Annotated in this window: 13 protein-coding genes; 6 read left to right on the forward strand and 7 right to left on the reverse strand. The window is 68.3% G+C overall.

Going from position 1 to position 18,475, the window contains the following annotated elements:
- Positions 1-28: 28 nt before the first annotated feature.
- Entirely contained in the window at positions 29-2,605 is a 2,577-nt protein-coding gene (locus ACVJ6E_RS12720; protein ID WP_158592599.1) for a flagellar hook-length control protein FliK, read from the reverse strand.
- A gap of 76 nt (positions 2,606-2,681) precedes the next feature.
- Between ACVJ6E_RS12720 and ACVJ6E_RS12725 the strand changes: the two genes are divergently transcribed.
- The 3 genes from ACVJ6E_RS12725 (at position 2,682) to ACVJ6E_RS12735 (ending at position 4,897) form a co-directional block, all read left to right on the forward strand.
- Positions 2,682-2,885 carry a hypothetical protein gene (locus ACVJ6E_RS12725; RefSeq protein WP_158592598.1) on the forward strand — a complete coding sequence of 68 codons (204 nt, stop codon included), beginning with the start codon at positions 2,682-2,684 and terminating at the stop codon, positions 2,883-2,885.
- Between the two features lie 123 nt (positions 2,886-3,008).
- Positions 3,009-4,193 (forward strand): tRNA 2-thiouridine(34) synthase MnmA, encoded by a 1,185-nt coding sequence (mnmA, locus tag ACVJ6E_RS12730; RefSeq protein WP_120266975.1) that lies wholly within the window; start codon positions 3,009-3,011, stop codon positions 4,191-4,193.
- The gene (locus ACVJ6E_RS12735; RefSeq protein WP_208996589.1) at positions 4,193-4,897 is read left to right on the forward strand and encodes a class I SAM-dependent methyltransferase; all 705 of its coding nucleotides are present in this window, start codon (positions 4,193-4,195) and stop codon (positions 4,895-4,897) included. The genes mnmA and ACVJ6E_RS12735 overlap by 1 nt, the downstream gene beginning before the upstream one ends.
- Before the next feature lie 93 nt (positions 4,898-4,990).
- On the opposite strand, the gene ACVJ6E_RS12740 is transcribed toward ACVJ6E_RS12735, so the two are convergent.
- The 3 genes from ACVJ6E_RS12740 to ACVJ6E_RS12750 all read right to left on the reverse strand — a co-directional run bounded on the left by ACVJ6E_RS12740 (position 4,991) and on the right by ACVJ6E_RS12750 (position 8,961).
- Positions 4,991-7,162, reverse strand: a complete 2,172-nt coding sequence (locus ACVJ6E_RS12740; RefSeq protein ID WP_120266974.1) for an esterase-like activity of phytase family protein — start codon at positions 7,160-7,162, stop codon at positions 4,991-4,993.
- A gap of 105 nt (positions 7,163-7,267) precedes the next feature.
- Positions 7,268-8,089, reverse strand: a complete 822-nt coding sequence (locus ACVJ6E_RS12745) for a class I SAM-dependent methyltransferase (protein ID WP_120266973.1) — start codon at positions 8,087-8,089, stop codon at positions 7,268-7,270.
- Entirely contained in the window at positions 8,089-8,961 is an 873-nt protein-coding gene (locus ACVJ6E_RS12750; RefSeq protein ID WP_158592597.1) for a metal-dependent hydrolase, read from the reverse strand. Before ACVJ6E_RS12750 ends, ACVJ6E_RS12745 begins: the two co-directional genes overlap by 1 nt.
- Before the next feature lie 175 nt (positions 8,962-9,136).
- Here ACVJ6E_RS12750 and ACVJ6E_RS12755 point away from each other — a divergent pair, with 175 nt between their 5' ends.
- The 3 genes from ACVJ6E_RS12755 (at position 9,137) to yghX (ending at position 12,691) form a co-directional block, all read left to right on the forward strand.
- Positions 9,137-11,044, forward strand: coding sequence for a PhoX family protein (locus ACVJ6E_RS12755; protein WP_120266971.1), 1,908 nt, complete (start codon positions 9,137-9,139; stop codon positions 11,042-11,044).
- A gap of 266 nt (positions 11,045-11,310) precedes the next feature.
- The gene (locus tag ACVJ6E_RS12760) at positions 11,311-11,610 is read left to right on the forward strand and encodes a GNAT family N-acetyltransferase (protein WP_120266970.1); all 300 of its coding nucleotides are present in this window, start codon (positions 11,311-11,313) and stop codon (positions 11,608-11,610) included.
- Between the two features lie 160 nt (positions 11,611-11,770).
- Entirely contained in the window at positions 11,771-12,691 is a 921-nt protein-coding gene (yghX, locus tag ACVJ6E_RS12765) for a YghX family hydrolase (RefSeq protein ID WP_120266969.1), read from the forward strand.
- Positions 12,692-12,787: 96 nt separating this feature from the next.
- Here the strand turns inward: yghX and ACVJ6E_RS12770 are convergent, their stop codons facing one another.
- The 3 genes from ACVJ6E_RS12770 to ACVJ6E_RS12780 are packed head-to-tail and all read right to left on the reverse strand — an operon-like array spanning position 12,788 to position 18,471.
- Entirely contained in the window at positions 12,788-16,462 is a 3,675-nt protein-coding gene (locus ACVJ6E_RS12770; RefSeq protein ID WP_120266968.1) for a hypothetical protein, read from the reverse strand.
- The gene (locus ACVJ6E_RS12775) at positions 16,431-17,378 is read right to left on the reverse strand and encodes a hypothetical protein (protein ID WP_120266967.1); all 948 of its coding nucleotides are present in this window, start codon (positions 17,376-17,378) and stop codon (positions 16,431-16,433) included. Before ACVJ6E_RS12775 ends, ACVJ6E_RS12770 begins: the two co-directional genes overlap by 32 nt.
- Positions 17,371-18,471, reverse strand: coding sequence for a hypothetical protein (locus ACVJ6E_RS12780; RefSeq protein WP_147421798.1), 1,101 nt, complete (start codon positions 18,469-18,471; stop codon positions 17,371-17,373). Before ACVJ6E_RS12780 ends, ACVJ6E_RS12775 begins: the two co-directional genes overlap by 8 nt.
- Positions 18,472-18,475 lie beyond the last annotated feature (4 nt).

The raw sequence follows: 18,475 nt of genomic DNA on the forward strand, positions 1-18,475 counted from the left end.
AAACTGCGGCGCCACCGTTCGAGCGTTTTCAGATCTGTATGTCGAGGGCGCCGCTCGCGCCGCTGACATAAGCCCGCGCTGCCGCACTCGGCAGCGTGTCGCCGTCCTCCTTCTGGAGGCCGCCACCTTCTCCCGAGGCGAAGCGGCCTTGACCGCCCTCGCCCTGGTCGAACCCGGCGAAACCATTCTGGTTTTTCAGCGACATTTCCAGTCCTCCGCTCTCCAGCTTGAGGCCGGCGGCATCGAGTGCCCGTTCCAGCCCGCGCTGGTCGCGCAGGAACATGTCCAGCGTCTCGCTCCGCTCCACGGAAAGGTGTGCCTTCACCGTGCCGTCGCGCGAGACTTTCAGTTCAACGTCCACCCGGCCGAGTTCCGGCGGGTCCATACGGATCTGGAAGCGCGTTTGCCCCTTCTGGGCAAACCTGGCGACTTCCGCCGCCAGATGAGCGCTTGCCACTGCCACATTCTGTGGCAGCGCCGCCGTCGATCCGCGCAAGGCGGCGGTTGAAACATGGGCCTGCGCCTCGGCGCGGCCGATCTCTATGCGTCCATCGAAGCTGCCGTCCAGCGACGCTTCGTTGCCGGCGGTATCGCCCGGCCGGTCGGACATGGCCGCGGCGAAGGCGAGCGCGGCAGCGCTCACGCCCGGCCGCTGCATGTCGGCGGCGGCGGTGCCCTGCGTTGTCTGGGCCTGCGGCTTGGCGCCCGGCACCGGCGTGTCGCCGTCGCCATCGCCGCCATCCGAAAGGCTGGCGCTGAGGTCGGCCGCCGCAAGGCTCTCCGCCTCGCCGATCGCCATGTTGCGCGCCTCGGCCGAAGCCGTCCCGCGCGGCAGCGCCGCAGCTGCGGCAGCTTCCACGGCCGGCATCTGCGCCTGGGCTGCAGCTGTCTGCGGCCGCGTTGCGGATGTCTCGGCCTTTGCAGCGCCGGCGGCATCGCCGTTGTCGACCGTTACCGACGCCTTCGCATCAGCCGGCATCCCGTTATTCTGGTCCGCGCCGCCGCTCACCGCCGCGCGGGCGGCAACAGCTGCGCCCGCTGCCCGTGCCGCCGCCTCGCTGACGCTGATGGTGACGCCTTCCGGCTTGGCCTGCTCGCCGGCCTGCCGGGCGCTCGCCGCGCCGGCCGAAGACTGGTCATTGGTCGCGGCGGAAACCGTCGCCTCGGCCGCGGCTTGACCGGCGGCACCTGCCGCCGTCGACGCCGTGACTGCGACCTGCGGAGAAGCTGCCGGCGCAGATGCAACGGCGACCTCGGCGGCCACTGCCGATGCGCTCGGCACTGCCGGTGCGGATGCCCGTACCGGCGAAGCCTGGGCCAGGGCCTGCTCGCGCCTCATCCGGGCCACATCCGCCTGCACCTGGCTCGCCGTCACCTGGCCTGTGCGGCCTGTCGCCTGATCCTTGCCGGCCTGCACCGAAGCAGCAACCTCGGCGGCGCCACTGCTGCCCGTCGTTGCGGCGCCGGGCTGCGGAGCTGCCGCCGTCTCGCCTTCCGCATCTCCATCCGTGCCGGCGGCAAGGCCGGCCGCAATCGTTGCCGGCCCGGCCTGCGTCTCGCGCGCCGTCGTTGTTTCGCCCGCCGTCTGCTGACCGGCAACCGGCTGCGGCGTCGGCGCGCTGGTGGCGATCGTCTCGCCGCCGCGCTTGGCGGCCATGGCCAGCCTCAGCGCTTCCGCAGCGGCATCGCCCTCGCCTTCGCTGGTCGTCGCCACGGCCTCGGCCCCGGTCCCGGCTGTCGTCCCGCCGCCCGTGGTGATCGTACCCGCAGCCTCGCCCTCGCCGGCCTTGTTGCCGGTTCCGGCGGCGCGCTCCAGATCGCTGGCAGCGCCGGCAGCTTTCGTAGCCAGCGAGATCGCGGCAGCATTGTCCGCCTCACCGGCGGCCTCGCCCGCAAGCCCGATCACGGCCACGCTCCCCGGCACAGACGTTCCGCCAGCCGTCTCGCCCTCCGGCGAAGGCGCCGTCACCGCACCAATAACGGCGGCCGATGCGTCCTGCCTGGCGCCGGCCGGCGTCGTCGGCAGCACCTCTGCCGCCTTGCCGTTCTGCGCGATCAGTCCAGAGAGAATGCCGGCGATCCCGGTGGCGCCGTCGACCTTGCCCCGACCGACCGCGGCCGGATCGCTATCGCCCGCCCCCGCTTCGATCTGGCCGCCCTCGGGATCGCCCGCACCGATGTCGCCAGGTGCGGTCTCGCCGATCACGAGCGGGAAAGTCACCTCGCCGCCTGCGGCAAGCTCGGCCGGCAGGTCCCGGCCCGTTCCGGCCATCAGGCCTTGCAGAAAGTCCAGCGGCAGGGCGCTGCCCGTCTCGCCGAGCTCGACCCGGGTCGCGGTCGCGGCCTGGATCTCCCGCCCGGCCGAAACCGGCACCGAGCCAGAGGCAAGGCGCGCGAAGCCGTTGGCGATGCCGGCGACCGCCGTGCCCGCCGCCTGCACGGTTCCCTGCGCTGCCGCGCCGCCGGGCACCGCGCCCAGCAGGGCCGCGAATGCCGACATGGCGCCGGACGCACCGGCCGGGCTGTCGCCGCCACCGGCAAGGCCGGTACGGGCAGCCGCCATGACGCCTGTCGCGATCATCGGGATATGGCCTGCGAGGTTCACGCGTTTCTCCGCCACACTCTCGGCACGGGCATCGGAATGTCTGCCTCGCGCCATCTTTCGCAAGGAAGGAGAGCAAATGCCGGGCCAGATCGAAAAACGCGCGGAAATGCTCGCTTTTTCGGTGAACGACCTCTTGCGGAATCGCCGCATGCGCCTCACATGCCGGGTAAAGTTTGCCGGGTATGGCAAGCTTTGCCGGGCCCAATGGGTGAAAAGCGCCCTGTCGCGCGTCGGCGTCCCCTTTCCCATTGACCGGGTGATCCGCTATAGTCGCGGGTAACAGAAGCGGGCCGCCAGATACAGTGACCTCACGCGCGTCCTCCAGCACCGTCCGCGCAGAGCCCCGAAGCCGCCGCGCAGCGGCCGCCGGCCCGCATTCCGACAGGACCGCAAGGTGACATTCATGCTCAACAGTCTCGACATCCCGAAGCGACCGGAGGACACCCGCGTCGTCGTTGCCATGTCCGGCGGCGTCGATTCCTCGGTCGTCGCCGGGCTGATGCAGCGCGAGGGCTACGACGTCATCGGCGTCACGCTGCAGCTCTACGACCATGGCGAGGCGGTGCACCGTGCCGGTGCCTGCTGTGCCGGCCAGGACATCCAGGACGCCCGCCGCGTCGCCGAGCGCCTCGGCATCCCGCATTACGTGCTCGATTACGAGGACCGGTTCCGCGAGAAGGTGATCGAACGCTTCGCCGAGAGCTACATCGCCGGCGAGACGCCGATCCCCTGCGTCGCCTGCAACCAGACGGTCAAGTTCTCCGACCTGCTGGAGACCGCGCGCACGCTCGGCGCCGACGTGCTGGCCACCGGCCATTACGTCCGCTCCCGCCTCCTCGACGGTCACCGCGCGATGTTCCGCCCGGTCGATCTCGACCGCGACCAGAGCTACTTCCTCTTTGCCACCACCCAGGAGCAGCTCGACTTCCTGCGCTTCCCGCTCGGCGGGCTGACCAAGCCGCAGACGCGCGAGCTCGCCCGCGAGTTCGGCCTCACCGTCGCCGAGAAGCAGGACAGCCAGGACATCTGCTTCGTGCCGCAGGGCCGCTATGCCGACGTCATCGAGCGGCTGAAGCCCAATGCCGCCGAGCCGGGCGAGATCGTCCATGTCGACGGCCGGGTGCTCGGCAGCCACCAGGGCATCATCCACTACACGATCGGCCAGCGCCGCGGCATCGGCATCGCCACCGGCGAGCCGCTCTATGTGGTGCGCCTGGATGCCGAGGGGCGGCGCGTCGTCGTCGGCCCGCGCGAGGCGCTCGGCACCCGCGAGATCGTGCTGCGCGAGGTCAACTGGATCGGCCCCGGAAGCCTTTCCGACATCCCGCCGGAAGGCATCGAGCTGCACGCCAAGGTTCGCTCCACCCGTCCGCCCAAGCCTGCCGTTCTGCGCCTCGTCGAGGGCCGGGCGGTGATCGATCTCGTCGACGGCGAGACCGGCGTGGCGCCGGGCCAGGCCTGCGTCTTCTTCGACGACGACGGCGATGGCGCCCGCGTTCTCGGCGGGGGCTGGATCGAACGTACCATTCCCGTCAATTCCGGCCTCGCCGCCCCGCGCGCCGAGCCCGCCACAGCGGTATCCCTGTAATGAGTGTCGAGTTCTTCCCTGTCAGCCGCCTGCGTCGCCTTGCCGAACGGGTCGCCAAGCGCCTGGGCCTTGCCCGCGTCGCCGGCCTGTCCACCGGCTCGGTGGAAAGCGCCTATGCCCGCTGGGCGCCGGTCTATGACTGGGTGTTCACCGCGCCGCTGGTCTTCGGCCAGCGCGCCGCCGCGCGCGAGGCCAACCGGCTGAGCGGCGAGCTGGTGGAAGTCGGCGTCGGCACGGGCCTGTCCCTGCCGCTGTACGGGGAGAACCTGACCGTTACCGGCATCGACCTGTCGAAGCCGATGCTGGAGCGCGCGCGGGAGCGCGTGCGCCGCAAGAAGCTGAAGAACGTCGCCACCCTTCGGGCGATGGACGCCTCCGAGATGGATTTCGACGAGGCCCGCTTCGACATCGCCACCGTCATGTATGTGATGACCGTGGTGCCCGATCCCTCCGCCGTGCTCAAGGAGCTGGAGCGGGTGGTGAAGCCCGGCGGCACGGTGATCATCGTCAACCATTTCGCCGCCGACAAAGGCCTGCTGGCGCTGATCGAGCGCGGCCTTGCCCGCTTCGCCTCGACCCTCGGCTGGGACCCGCTGTTCCGCCGCGAGACGGTGCTCGACAACACCTCGATGGAGCTGGTCCAGGAAGAGCGCCTCGGCCCGCTCGGCCTCTTCACGATGATGGTCTTCCGCCGCCAGGCCTGACCGGCCACACCATCAGACCGGCACCCATGATCGGCAACCGCTGAGCGCTCCCGCCGCCGCCTTTTCGGGCGACGGCGGCAGGCCTGTGCCGTGTCACATCTTGCCGGTTGAGAAGAACAGCGTCTCGCCGTTGCTGTCGTCGACGCCGTCATTGTCGGTGACCGCATAGCCGGTGCCCGAGGCATCGACCGTGAAGCCCTCGATCTTGTCGACCACATAGCCGCCGGTCGCCTTCAGGTCCGGGATGAAGTCGCGCACCTCTTCCTTGGCAACCAGCGGCAGTTCGCCGCCGAGCGGGGCCGGCACCAGCGCGGAGACCGGCACGCGGTAGAGCTTCTTCAGCCGGGCATTGTCGCCGATCTGGTTGTCCCGCTCGATGAGGTAGACGTGCTCGCCGTGGAGCGCGATCTCCGACAGGCCGACCCAGCCCGTCTCCGCCCGCTCCAGCGGATAGCGCACCGCGCCCCATTCCTTCGTGGCGGTGTTGTAGGAAACCAGCTTCACCGTGTCCTTCGGGTCGTCCTTCCACGGGCGCTGGATCGCGATCCACAGCGTGTCGCCGATCAGCGTCACGCCTTCGGCGCCGAAGCGGGTCTCCCCCGCCAGCAGCTCAGGCGGGAAGGCGACCTGCGCCTTGATCTCGCCCTTGCCGTCGACGCGGTAGAGCGCATGCGGCACCAGCTTGTCGGAGCGCCCTTCCGAGGCGAGCCAGAACCCGCCCTTGCCGTCGGCGACGATGCCTTCCAGATCGAGCAGCTGCGCCGGCTGGCCGGCCCGCGTCACGCGGATCGCATCGGTGATGCGGGCGGGATGGGCGCTTGCATCGATGCGGAAGATCGTCGGCTGCATGGCGTAGGCGCTGTCGTTCACCGCATAGAGAATGCCCGGCTCGCTCGGGTCGGCGGCAAGGCCCGACAGGGCGCCGAAGCCGATCGGCCGCCCCGCGTCATCCATCCGCGACACGATCATCGGATAGGCGGCAACCCCTTCCGCCCGCTCATAGAGCGTCACATGCGAGCGCAGGCCCGTCTCCTCGACGAGATCCGCCTCGTTGGAGACGGCGAAGAGGTTGCGTCCCGGAATGGCGACCGCCCCTTCCGGCGCAACGCCGGTCGGCAGCAGCTGGACGAAGTCCGGCGCCGCGCCCGTATCGCGATAGACGCCGATGGCCGAGCCGCGCTCGGACAGCACGAAGATCAGCGTCTCCTCGCCGAAGCGGTCGACCTCCAGCCCTTCGGGTTCGGCGCCCTTGTTGCCCGAACGCTTCTCCGGATAGTGGCCGGCCATTGCGACGCGGTACTCGAAGTCGAGACCGCTCTCGTGGAGCACCTCGCCGGACTTGGATAGAATTGTGAAGCCGCGCGAGCCGCCCTCGTAGTCGCCCTCGTTGGCGATCACCAGCCGCTCGCCGTCCAGCCACTTCACCGCATCCGGCTCTCGGGCAACGCCAGTCAGCGTGCCGTCGAAGGTCAGCGCGCCCTCTTCCTCGACGTCGACATTCTCCAGATCGACGGTCCCTGCGGAGAAATGCGAGAGGATTTCGCCGCTGGCCCCGTCGACGATGACGATGTGGTTGTTTTCCTGCAGCGTCACCGCGACCTCGTTGGCCGCGTTGATGTCGACGAACTCCGGCTCCGGATCCTCCGGGGCGATGGCAGCCAGGCCCGTCAGGTCGACCTTGCGGGCATTGGCGCAGTCGGGCAGCCCGTCCGTCACCGGCAGCAGCACCAGGAAGCCCGCCGGCATCTGCGGCAGCGCGCCGTCGTTCAGGTCCTCGTCGCGCTCGTTCTCGATGGCGACGGCAACGAGGTCGCCGGAGGGCGACAGGGCGACGGAGTCGGGCTGGCCGCCCAGATCGCAGGACGCCCCGACCTTGCGTGTGGCAATGTCGATCGTCACCAGCCGGCCGGACGGCGCGGTGTAGCTCTTCGAGGTGTTGACGCCGGCGAAGACCTGTCCGCCCAGCACCGCTACCGAGGTCGGCTCGCCGTCGAGGCCGACGAAACCGGCCGGCTTCGGCGCTGCCGCATCCGTGATGTCGATAAAGCCGACGCCGCCCAGCGGGCTGTCGGAATAGACGAGCATCATCCCGTCGGCGGTCGCGGCGATGATCTCGGCCGAGGTTTCGGTCTTGCCGTCCGTGCCGGCCGGCAGGTTGGTGTTGACCGGGAAGGAAGCGACCCGGTTGAACACCGGATCGGCGGAGGCCGCGACGGTCGAGCCGAGAAGCGCGGCGGCAAGCGCGCCGAGCACCGAGAATTTCATGGATGTTTCCCCCGAAAATGGCAGGCGGCGCCTACGCCGGTCCGGCAGTGTTACGGGGTGGACATGACATCTGCTTGACAGCCGGAGCGGGTCGCCAAAACCCTTTTACGCCAGGGGTTTGCGGTAGCGACGGGCAAGGTACACGACGGCTCCGGACTTCAAGGTGCCATAGAGGATCGAGCCCTTGGCGCCGGAAAACTCCTTCAAGAACCGCCGCATCATGGCGGTCTTCTGGATGCGGCTCATCTTGCGCTCGTTGACCGCGTCGAGCGCGCTGACCACGCCCGGCGACAGGTTGGTTTCGCTCTCCAGCACCAGGCCCGATGCGCCGAGATCCCGGTCCAGCCCTTCGATCATCGTCGAGGCACGCATGTCGGCCCAGGTGAAGCAGCCACCCGGCGCCAGCACCCGCGCCACTTCGCGGGCGAAGGCCGGCACATTGGCGTAGCAATGGGAGGACTCGATGTTGACGACGATGTCGAAGCTTGCGTCCGCAAAGGGCAGCGCCTCCGCATCGCCCACCTCGAAGGTAAGGTTCGGCGTGTCGCTGTTGAGCTGCCGCGCCCGCCGCACCGTCTCGGGCGAGTAGTCGAGGCCGGTCACCGCGGCCGGCGCCATGTAGCGGGCGATGTAGCGCGCTCCGCCGCCCCGGCCCGAGCCCACTTCCAGAACGCGCGCGCCCTCGACTGCGAGCCCGGCCATCGCCTGATGGTAGAGCCCGATGAAGGCGCGCTCCGGCTCATCCTCCGCCGTCAGCGGAAAGGCGTCGCCCGCCGGCATGTAGCCGTAGTTCATGAAGCGCCAGTCGCTGTCGCGCCAGGTTCTGGAGAGGATGTTGTAGAGCCGCTTCCACGCCCATTTGCGGCTCTTCGGGAAGGCGCCGCGCTCGACCGCACGCAGGATGTAGACGAAGGCGCGGCTGGTCATCAGGCGGGGGTCTCCTGCGCCGCGCTGTCGGCGGCATACTCGTTGGCGAGCCAGGCCCGCCCCTTGCGGATGAGGTCGCTGTCGTCGACCTTTCGCGGATCATAGCCCGGCAGGTAGTAGCACAGGAAGGACCAGAGGCTGACCCGCGTATAGCCGGGCGAGACCATCTGCAGCCAGGCGAAGCGCGACCAGAACCGGAAGCCGGTGCGGATGCCGTCGGCCTGCGCGTGCAGGCGCACGTTGCGCAGGAAGATCCGCACGAAATGGACCGCCGTGAGGTTCATCGCCGAAACGCGAAGCCCGTAGCGCTTCCAGGCCGGCATGCCGGCCGCTGCCCGCTTGTAGACGTCGAGCGCGACCGCCTTGTGTTCCAGTTCCTCCAGCGCGTGCCACATCCACAGGCGCCGATAGGCCGGGTGCGCGTTGGAGAGGATTTTCTGGTGGCGCAGCGTCATGGTCGAGAAGTTTGCCGTCAGATGCTCGACCGCACAGGTCACCGCCAGCCGCAACAGGGGCACGTTGACGCTGCCGAGCACCGACTTCACCGGCCGCTCCATCGCCTCCACGTCGTAGCCGAGCCTCGCCAGCGTGCGGTTGTAGTCTTCGTGCTCGCGCGTGTGGAACGCCTCCTGCACCGCGTAGCCGTTGATTTCCTTGATCAGTTCCGGGTCGCCGAGCTTGGACGCATAGTGCTTCAGCGAGCGGATGAAGAACCGTTCGCCTTCGGGCAGGAAGATCGAGAAGGCGTCGAACATCGCGGTGCGCATCGGATCGCCGTCGAACCAGTGGCGCTCCGGATTGCCGGAGATGTTGAAGCGGATGTCGCGCGGCACGATCTCGTCGTCGTCATGCTCGCCTGCCCAACCGGGCATGGTTGCGCTCGTCATTAATACGGACCTTATGGAGTGTTGGACGTAAGGTAAAATGAGCGAGTTGCCCTTGCAAGACGTCCCGAGCCTCCGTCACACATATGAGTCACACCGGCGCTAGGGTCCAGCCAGAGGCCGCCGATGCGGCCCGCTTCCGGCCAGCGACAGGAGAGCCAGCATGGATCGCGACACCCAGCCCGACATCGATTTCGAGGACTTTTCCTTCGACGCATTCGACGAGGCCCGCCGGCCCGGCCCGCAGGCAACCGGCTTCGACCAGGTGGTCGAGCGCGCACTGAGCCGCCGTGGTTTCCTGGGCGTTCTGGCCTATGGCTCGGGCGCTGCCGCCATGGGCCTCGGCACGGGCATGACCGGCCTGCTGTCGTCCGTCTCGGCCGAAGCCGCGACCTCGCGCTTCGCATTCACGCCGATCCCGATCGCCACCGACGCCACGGTCCACGTGCCCGAGGGCTACACCTGGCAGGTGCTGGCGCGCTGGGGCGACCCGCTGTTTTCCGATGCCGCCGAGTTCGACCACGCGACCGGCGGCGATGCCGCCACCTCCAGCCGCGTCTTCGGCGAAAACACCGACGGCATGGAGCTGTTCGTCGTCGGCGGCCGCCAGGTGATCGCGGTCAACCACGAATACGTCAATCCGAAGCTGAACCTGCCGAAGAACGACAAGGGCACGCCGGCAAGCGCCGAGGACGTGCGCAAGCTGCAGAACCTGCAGGGCGTCACGGTGATGGAAGTGACCGAAAGCGAGACCGGCTGGCGGATCGTCGTCGACAGCCCGCTCAACCGGCGCATCGACCACAACACGCAGATGCGCCTTTCCGGTCCGGCCGCCGGCCACGACCTCCTGAAGACCGAGGCGGATCCGACCGGCACCGCCTCGCTCGGCACCTTCAACAATTGCGGCGCGGGCCGCACGCCCTGGGGCACCTACCTGACCTGCGAGGAAAACTTCAACGGCTATTTCGGCTCGACCGACGAGGCCTTCGCCCTGCCCGAGCACTACAAGCGCTACGGCATCGGCGCCAAGAGCGTCTATTCCTACGAAAAGTTCGACGCCCGCTTCGATGTCTCGAAGAACCCGAACGAGCCGCACCGCGCCGGCTACATCGTCGAGATCGACCCGTCCGACCCGGCCTCCGTTCCGGTCAAGCGCACCGCCCTCGGCCGCTTCAAGCACGAGAACGCGGCGCTGACGCTGGCCCGCGACGGCCGGGTCGTCGTCTATATGGGCGACGACGAGCGCGGCGAGTTTCTCTACCGCTTCGTCTCGAGCGGCCTCTACACGCCGGGCGCCGATACCTCGGCCCTGCTGGACGAGGGCACGCTCTCCGTCGCCCGCTTTGCCGACGACGGCAAGGGCGAGTGGGTCGCGCTGACGCCGGAGGCGACCAGCATGTCGGCGGCCGAGATCGCCGTCTTCACGCGCGTCGCCGCCTCGAAGGTCGGCGCCACCACGATGGACCGTCCGGAATGGGTCGCGGTCAACCCGGTCGCGGTCGAGGCCTACTGCGCGCTGACCAACAACACGCGCCGGGGCGTGAAGCCCAATGCCGGCGGCGACGAGACGCCGGTCGGAGGGCCGAACCCGCGCGCCGAGAACCAGTACGGCCAGATCGTGCGCTGGTATCCCGAGAACGACGACCACGCCGCCGACAGCTTCGCCTGGGACCTCTTCGTCATGGCCGGCAACCCGGCCGTGCACAAGGATGCCTATGGCGGCTCGGACAACGTCAACGAGGGCAACATGTTCAACTCGCCCGACGGGATGATGTTCGACACGACGGGCCTTCTGTGGATCCAGACCGACGGCGACGACGACAACGAGGGCGACTTCGCCGGCCAGGGCAACAACCAGATGCTGGCTGGCGACCCGGTGACGGGACGCATCGAGCGCTTCCTGACCGGCCCGAACGGTTCGGAGGTGACCGGCCTCACCTGGTCGGCCGACCGGCGCACCATGTTCGTCGGCATCCAGCATCCCAAGGCCCCCTTCCCGGATGGGGAAGGCACGCTCGGCCGCTCGAGCATCATCGCGGTGAAGCGGGCGGACAACGCACCGGTCGGCTGAGGCTGCCCCGGATCGCACTTATCCCCGCCTTATCTCCGTTTCGGGGCTGGGCGATATTCTCCGGCGCGCCGGGAAATCGGCGCGCCGGATTTCGAGACGATTGAGAGCGTTTGGAGCGCCGTTTCTCGAAATTTCGCAAAATTTTGCAAAATCGCTCTCAAGGCGTGCCGAAAGGCGATTTCGAGCCGGCGCTTGCGCCCGCGCCTTCCTAGCTGACAGGATTGCGATCGCGAAACGGCCACAAGGGCCGGTCCAGGAGACAGACGATGACCGACGCGATCACCATCGAGCTTGAGCAGTCCGGCAGCAAGGGACGCTACGTCGCCCGTGTCGAGGGCCGCGAGGGCGAGGCCGAACTGACCTTCTCGGTCGCCAGCGACACGCTGGTCATCGCCGACCATACCGGCGTTCCGGAGACCATGCGCGGCACCGGCATCGGTCTTGCCATGGTCGAGCGTCTGGTTGCCGACGCGCGCGAAAAGGGCTTTCGCATCATGCCGCTCTGCCCCTTCGTCAACGCCCAGCGCAAGAAGCACCCCGAGTGGGCGGACGCCTTCAACGTCTGACTGTCCCGACAGCCTTGCCGACCCTCATCCCGGGCACTCCGTCGAAAACACCGATGGAAAGGAGCTTTTTTCCGTCGAACTCCATGTCATAGTCTGCAGTCTCACCACATCACGGGAGTCGGCGGCGCTGGACGGAGCCTCGCGCGACGGAGGAGAACCGATGGACGACTTGTCTGGGATCGACGGCGCGCCTGCCCGGCGGAAGACCGCGAAGGACTTTCCGCAAGAGCTGCTGGAGCTCTACGATTTCTACGCTCACGGCCGGATCGATCGCCGCGAATTTCTCGACCGCGCCGCAAAGTTCGCCGTCGGCGGCGTCACCGCGCTGGCGCTGCTGCGCCAGCTTTCGCCCGACTACGCGCTCGCCCGGCAGGTCGCCCCGGACGATCCCGCGATCCAGACCTCCCGAATCGCCTACCCCTCTCCGAACGGCCATGGCTCCGTCGACGCCTACCTGGTGCGCCCGGCCGGCATCACCGGCAAGCTGCCGGCGGTGCTGGTGATCCACGAGAACCGCGGCCTCAACCCGTATATCGAGGACGTCGCCCGGCGCATGGCCAAGGCCGGCTTCATGGCGCTGGCGCCCGACGGGCTGAGCTCGGTCGGCGGCTACCCGGGAGACGATGATCGCGGCCGCGAACTGCAGCGCACGGTCGATGCGACCAAGCTGCTGAACGATTTCTTCGCCGGCTTCGAGCATCTGGCCGCCCGCGACGACAGCACCGGCAAGGTCGGCGCCATCGGCTTCTGCTATGGCGGCGGCGTGGTCAACGCGCTGGCGGTCGCCTATCCGGAACTGGGCGCGGGCGTCGCCTTCTACGGCCGCCAGGCGCCGATTGACGGCGTATCGTCGATCGAGGCACCGCTGCAGCTCCACTATGCCGGCCTCGACGAGCGCATCAACACCGGCTGGCCCGCGTATGAGGCGGCCCTGCAGCAGCACGGCAAAAGCTACGAAGTGCACTTCTATCCGGGCGCCAACCACGGCTTCCACAACGACACGACGCCGCGCTACGACGAGACCGCGGCGAAGCTCGCGGAAGAGCGCACCATCGCCTTCTTCCGCAAGCACCTGATCTGAAAAGAAAAAGCGGGCGGCGCGTCGCCCCGCCCGCTTGCCGGGATGGGTCCGGGAGAAGGGCGCCGCCCCTCCTCCCGGACCGCCGCTGGCGCCGTCTCACTCGTCCTTCACCACTTCCGTGAGTTCCCAGACGGCGACGCCGGCGGAGCCGAGATTGCCGACGACGATCAGCGCCTCGCCGATGATCGCCGGGATGTAATAGGTCGCTTCCTGGATATCCGGAACGAACAGGAAGCGGGTGGCCTGGCCCGGAATGACATTGGTCAGCGCCCTGGAAAGGCCGAGCTTGGCAAGCTTGTCCTTGTTTTTGCTGGCCGCGTAATTCCATGAGATCATTCCGATATTGGCAAAGCCCCACAGCGTGATGGTCAGCTCCGCCGTATAGGTGCGCGCCTTGCCGCCCGGAAACGCCAGGATGAGCAGTCCGCGCGTCGGCCCGGCCAACACCTGACAGATCCAGATGACGCCGGCAAAGCCGGGGTCGCCGGCCGGGCAGTTCGGCGCCGGCGAGCCGGGCCGGATCAGCCAGGGCATGGTCGCGAAGGTGGTGACATAGCGCATCAGGACGGCAGCAAGGCCGGCGAGGTTCTTGCCCTTCGGCGTCCAGCTCTTCGAGTAGGTCTTCAGCCCCTCCGGCACCTTGCTGCCCTGATCGGGGATCGCCCCGGTGGAGCTGAGGAAGCCGGTGAGCCCGTCGGTGAAGATGCGCACGACCATGGCGGCGGCGTAGATGCCGAGCGAGACGCCCGCCACCACCTTCTCCGAGGTGCTGTCGAGCAGCACCTGCTTCTGCGTCGTCATGCCGAACTTCGATTTCACCCAGTCGACGGTGACATAGTTCTTGTAGGCATCGAGCGAGGCCTGGTCGGGGAACGGCGCCTTGCCGGTGGCCAGCTTGTAGATCAGCGTTGCCGGGATCGCGACCAGCCAGGACGCGATCTGGCTGACCCGGATCGACAGGCTCTTGCCGGTAAAGAACTTGTAGAGCTGCGACAGGACCGGAATTTCCCATTCCGCGAACAGCACGTCGCGAAAGGATTCCACCACCTCCCGCACGAGATCCATCAGCGTCGCGATGACGCCCTTGGCCGCGTCGAGCGCGAACAGGGCAACGCTCTCCATCAGCTTGATGACGCCGCTCATCAGGAGGTTGAGGGCATCATTGGGATTGTCGCCGATGGCGGTGAAAAAGGTCAGCGCCTCGTTGAAGGCTTCCTTGCCGTCGCCGAACTGGAAGTTGTTGGCAAGGTCCTCCATCATCGCGACCAGATCGTCGAGCGAACTCGACAGCGCGCTGGAACTCATCAGGCTGACCGCTCCGCTGCCGCCTTTCTCTTCCGCCTTGCCGCCATTCTGCTCGTAGGCGTTGGAGAACAGATTGTGCTCCATTTCGTAGGCCTGATCGTCGGTCATCTCCTGCTGCGACGAGAACTGGTCGTAGGTCGGGTTGTCGTCCTTGTTGAGCTCGTCGATCATCGTGTCGACGACCGACTGGAGCGAGTCTTTCAAGGTGTCGATGCCCGACAGGATCATGTCCTTGACGTGGTCGACCCCCGCCGCCGTGAAGTCGAGCAGAACCCGGGTGTTGTGTTCCACCGCCTCGGCCATGCGCTGGAAGTCGCCGAGGTTGAACAGGAAGGCGAGCCACTCGAACAGCTGGCGCAGCTTCACCTTCAACCAGTTCCAGACCCCTTGCACGAAGTCGAAGGCCTGCTGGACGAACTCAATGATCGCCTCGAACACCTTGCCGGCGATCTCGAACAGAACCCGGCCGATACCGTCGATGATCTCGACGACGATCTTGGTCAGCCCGTCGATGACGTAGTTCGCAGCGTTCTTGATGCCGTTCCAAACATCGCCCCAGTCGATGCCGAGGAACCCGGCGACCTCGGCGCTGTCGTCATTGGCCGCTGAGGCCCGCATCACTGCCAGCCGCTCGCCCTTCCAGTCGGCCACCTGCGCGAGCGTCATCGGCTGATACTGCGGAAACCCGGAGGTGAAGTCGATGGACCAGGCCGTGCCGGACATGGCCCTGAGATCCAGCCGCGGGTCGAAGCCCCGCGCCGCCTTGCGCCGGGAGACCGTGTGGTAAACCACCCGCGCGGCCGGCGTCTCGCGCTGGCCGGCGATCTCCATCGAGGCCTGGGTGATCTGCTGCAGGCTCTGCGCATACTCGTCGCTGCTGCGATATTGGGCCGGCAGCAGGTAGTTGCCGGCCGCATCCTTGGCGTTCTTGATGTCGGTGACCGAAAGGCTGGCGAGCTTTTCCTGCAGCTGCAGGTTCGGCTCCACCACGATGGGCGTGCCGGCCAGCGTTCCCGGCGTCTCGATATAGACCGTCGCTGCTGCCAGCGCCGTCGCCTGCTGGTAGATCACCAGCTTGCCGCCCGGCCCGGTCTGCGCCGCAACCCGGTTGAGCTGGCTGCAACGGTAGGAGCGACCGTCGACGAACAGGGTCACAAGGAACGAGGCCTGGATCGAGACCGGCGCGAAGGACAGCGGCATGCCGTCTTCGTCCAGCACCACAATCTCCAGCGCATGGGTCTCCACCGGCACCATGTCGTTGTCCTGGCGCAGCAGGTCGATGCGCTGGTCGAACCACTGGCGCGAGGTCGGCGACTGCCAGAAGCGGGTGAGATCGCCGCCCGCCGAAACGGTATAGGCCTCCGCATAGCCCGCCCGGTCGCGCCCGACGGTGAAGATCGTCGCCTTGGAGCCCGGATCGGCCGGGATCTCGTTGCCCAGCGGAAACAGCGTCTGCCACACAGGCTCGGCGCTGCGACCGCTGCCCGCGGCCTGCCCGGCGCGCCACAGCCGCCCGTCGGTGCCGATGCCGAACACCTGCAGCAGGTCGTCGAAGGTGACGGAGGCGTAGATCTCCGTCAGCGGCACGCTCTGCGCGGGATCGACCTGGATCCAGTCGTCGAACTGCTTCACCGTGCCCGACTGGTACTTTTTCTCCTTCTTCAGCAGCAGCTTGCCGGTGCCCAGCTCGACCGCGAAGATTGCCAGCCGGTCATTGGCATCCGCGACGACATAGAGCGCCGTCGCCTTCTTCGGCCCGAGCGCGCGCAGCGCCGAGGTGCGGTCGCTGGTCTCGCTGAACAGGACCGAATTGTCCTTGCCGATGGCGAAAATCGCCGACTGCACGGAGCTGTTGGCCACCATCGCGATACTCTTGACCTGGGCCTGCGTACCGCCCGGCCCCATCACCGGCGCCCAGACGGGACCTGCCCATTCGCTGGTGCCCGGCTTGAAGAAATTGTTGGCGAGCAGGCCGTAGTCCTCGCCCGGCACGTCCAGCATGACGTTGATATAGACATTGCCGGTGATGCCCCGCGCACCGCGGAACTGGCGGATCGTCTCGCCCGCATCGCGCGGCTTGGTCTCGCGCTGGTAATAGGTGCCGGTGGTCGCCTGGTGTTCGGCCAGCGACAGCTGCCCGCTGTCGCCCAGCGTCATTATGTTAGGCGTGTCGCTGCCTTCCGTGCCGGAGGTGTAGAGGAACAGCTGACGGCCGCGAATGTGCAGGTCGGTGTCTTCGTAGGGCGCCATCGACTTCTCGCCCCGGCGCAGGCGGTAGATCTCGCCTCCCGTACCGATCGTGTAGAGGTCGAGATCGCCCGCGCCATTGGCGTAGGTGACGATATCGGTGCCGCCGAGTGCCGGCCGGGAGAGCTGGAAAGTCTCCATGTATTTGGTGCTGGCGCGCGCCGCCGGGCGCTCGCCCGTATCGAGTTCAGCAAAAACGGACCTGGGCATCGCAATCATGGAAACCTCCCGAAAATCTGGCCGGTGAAAGAGACAGGTCGAAAGGGGCCGACGCCCGGTCGGCAAGTTGCCGGGCGAGTTGCAGCGCCGGTGCGCGCCAGAGCGGGCGGCCGTGGGCGTTGCAATAGAGCGGACGGTCCTGCGGGCGGCGGGCGGCGCGGTCGCGCGCGTCGACCGGGGCAAGCGATGCGGCCATACCGTCGAGACCGGCAGCCCCGCAGGCCCTCGCCCGCAGCGCGGCGATCGCCAGTTCCGCCGGATCGGCGTAAAAGGGGCTGAGCACGCGCATCGCCGAGCGGGTCGGCGCATGCGGCGCAAAGGCTGCGGAGATGCGCCCGGCGAGCCGCGGCATCAGGGCGGTCAGCCCACAGCCCGAGCGCCCCGCACCGCAGGCGCCGAGCGCCGCCAGCACGTTGAGATTGACCGTCAGGTCGACGGGGCCGGTATCGCTTTCCTGAAACCAGGTGCGCAGGAGCGGCGCCCGCGCGAACGGCGGATCGCCGCGGCGCAGCGGCCCGCAGGCAAGGCGCGGCAGCAGGCCCGCGAGCCGCACCAGCCCTTCGCGCGCCTCCCGGCGGCGGCCTGCAACCAATGCCATCCAGGCGAGCGCCGTGTCGTCCGCATCCGGCGGCAGGCCGTCGATCAGGCGGGGGCCGCTTCCCCCTTGCGGATAGAAGCGGAAGGCCCCCGGCAGGCTGTCATCCTCGCAAGTCTCGAGAAAATCGAGCGCCCGCGCATGGGCATGGGTCGCCGCCTCGCTGCGGCCCAGCGCCGCGAGCAACAGCGCCACCTGCGCGGTGACGAAGCAGCTTTCGTCGGCAACACACCCTGCCGGCGTTTCCACCTGCGAGGGGAACGCCCCGGACGGAGCCTGCAGGGCCAGAAGATCGGCAAGACGCGGAGCCGGCTCAACCATGACCGGGCTCCCTCTGATATCCCGGCAGGGCCAGCGTTGCCGTCACGCGCGGCGGGGCCTCAAGCGCCAGCACCATGCCGATGAGCCCGTGCCGCTGCAGCGGGGCCTCGCCCTCGCCGGGCCGAGTGTCGCAGGCCGCGAAGGCCTGTCGGTAGGCCGTCATGTCCCAGCTGCGCGCCGCGCCCTCGGCGAGCAGCGCATCGGCGATGCGTGCGTCCGGGCCGAGCACGGCGGCGGCGTTCGAATAGAAGGTGAAGGCGGACGCGTGGGCGCGCCGCAACCTGCCCTCGCCCGCCATCCGGAAGGCGACGGAAAAGCCGATGTCGCTGGAGGGGATCTCGAAGCGGACGCTGCGCCCGGTCAGCCGCTCGACCAGCCGGCGGACCTCCTGCCCCTGCGGGACAAGGCCGAACCGGCGCATCAAGGTGTCGAGATCGCCGGGAAACAGCGGGTCGGTGCGATAGTAGAGCTCCAGCAGCCCGCCGTCCGGCGTCAGCCCAACCATGGTCGGCCTCAGGTTCCGACCCGTAAGAACCGGCGGCGCGCCGGCAAGCCGCTCCTCGAAGCCGGCCCAGAGCGGGAGGCCCCGTGGATCGGCGACAGGCGCCACCTCAAGATAGAGCTTGGCCGCAAGGCCGCCGGCCTCGCCCTGGCGCAGGCCCGCCCAGGCGCCATAACGGCACCCCGCCCGTTGCTGCCAGCAGGACAACCGCGCGGCGAGCCGCAACACGTCGGGCGCCAGCTCAGTGCCGGAGACCGCCCGGCAGAGCGACAGCGCGGCCTTGAGCCGGCTTTCGGGCTGGGCCCCGGGAGCAGGGTCGAGACTGATGCGCGGGTCGCAGCCGGCTTCACCGTCGGCCCAGACGAAGGCCGCCTCGACCGGCGCACCCGAAGGCGTCAGGTTGCTTGCCGGATGGCCCGCGTCCAGGAGTTCCAGCGGCAGCACCATACGGACAGCTGCGAGCAGGCGGTCGAGCGAGGAGACGGCCGCAGCCGGGTCAGCCCCCGCCCGCAAGGAGGGGAGCGGTGCCGGGGGTGCGCCCCCCGGCCCCTGCTGCAACCGCACGCTCCCGGAGGAGATCGGCGGATGCATGACA

This window comes from Stappia sp. G46H5W (assembly GCF_058448995.1).

Excerpts from the sequence above, each read along its gene's own strand:
- ACVJ6E_RS12775 (WP_120266967.1), bottom strand. The coding sequence starts at position 17,378 with ATGGTTGAGCCGGCTCCGCGTCTTGCCGATCTTCTGGCCCTGCAGGCT.
- ACVJ6E_RS12735 (WP_208996589.1), top strand. The coding sequence starts at position 4,193 with ATGAGTGTCGAGTTCTTCCCTGTCAGCCGCCTGCGTCGCCTTGCCGAA.
- ACVJ6E_RS12770 (WP_120266968.1), bottom strand. The coding sequence starts at position 16,462 with ATGATTGCGATGCCCAGGTCCGTTTTTGCTGAACTCGATACGGGCGAG.
- ACVJ6E_RS12725 (WP_158592598.1), top strand. The coding sequence starts at position 2,682 with ATGCCGGGCCAGATCGAAAAACGCGCGGAAATGCTCGCTTTTTCGGTG.
- ACVJ6E_RS12780 (WP_147421798.1), bottom strand. The coding sequence starts at position 18,471 with ATGCATCCGCCGATCTCCTCCGGGAGCGTGCGGTTGCAGCAGGGGCCG.
- ACVJ6E_RS12740 (WP_120266974.1), bottom strand. The coding sequence starts at position 7,162 with ATGAAATTCTCGGTGCTCGGCGCGCTTGCCGCCGCGCTTCTCGGCTCG.
- yghX (WP_120266969.1), top strand. The coding sequence starts at position 11,771 with ATGGACGACTTGTCTGGGATCGACGGCGCGCCTGCCCGGCGGAAGACC.
- ACVJ6E_RS12760 (WP_120266970.1), top strand. The coding sequence starts at position 11,311 with ATGACCGACGCGATCACCATCGAGCTTGAGCAGTCCGGCAGCAAGGGA.
- mnmA (WP_120266975.1), top strand. The coding sequence starts at position 3,009 with ATGCTCAACAGTCTCGACATCCCGAAGCGACCGGAGGACACCCGCGTC.
- ACVJ6E_RS12755 (WP_120266971.1), top strand. The coding sequence starts at position 9,137 with ATGGATCGCGACACCCAGCCCGACATCGATTTCGAGGACTTTTCCTTC.
- ACVJ6E_RS12745 (WP_120266973.1), bottom strand. The coding sequence starts at position 8,089 with ATGACCAGCCGCGCCTTCGTCTACATCCTGCGTGCGGTCGAGCGCGGC.
- ACVJ6E_RS12750 (WP_158592597.1), bottom strand. The coding sequence starts at position 8,961 with ATGCCCGGTTGGGCAGGCGAGCATGACGACGACGAGATCGTGCCGCGC.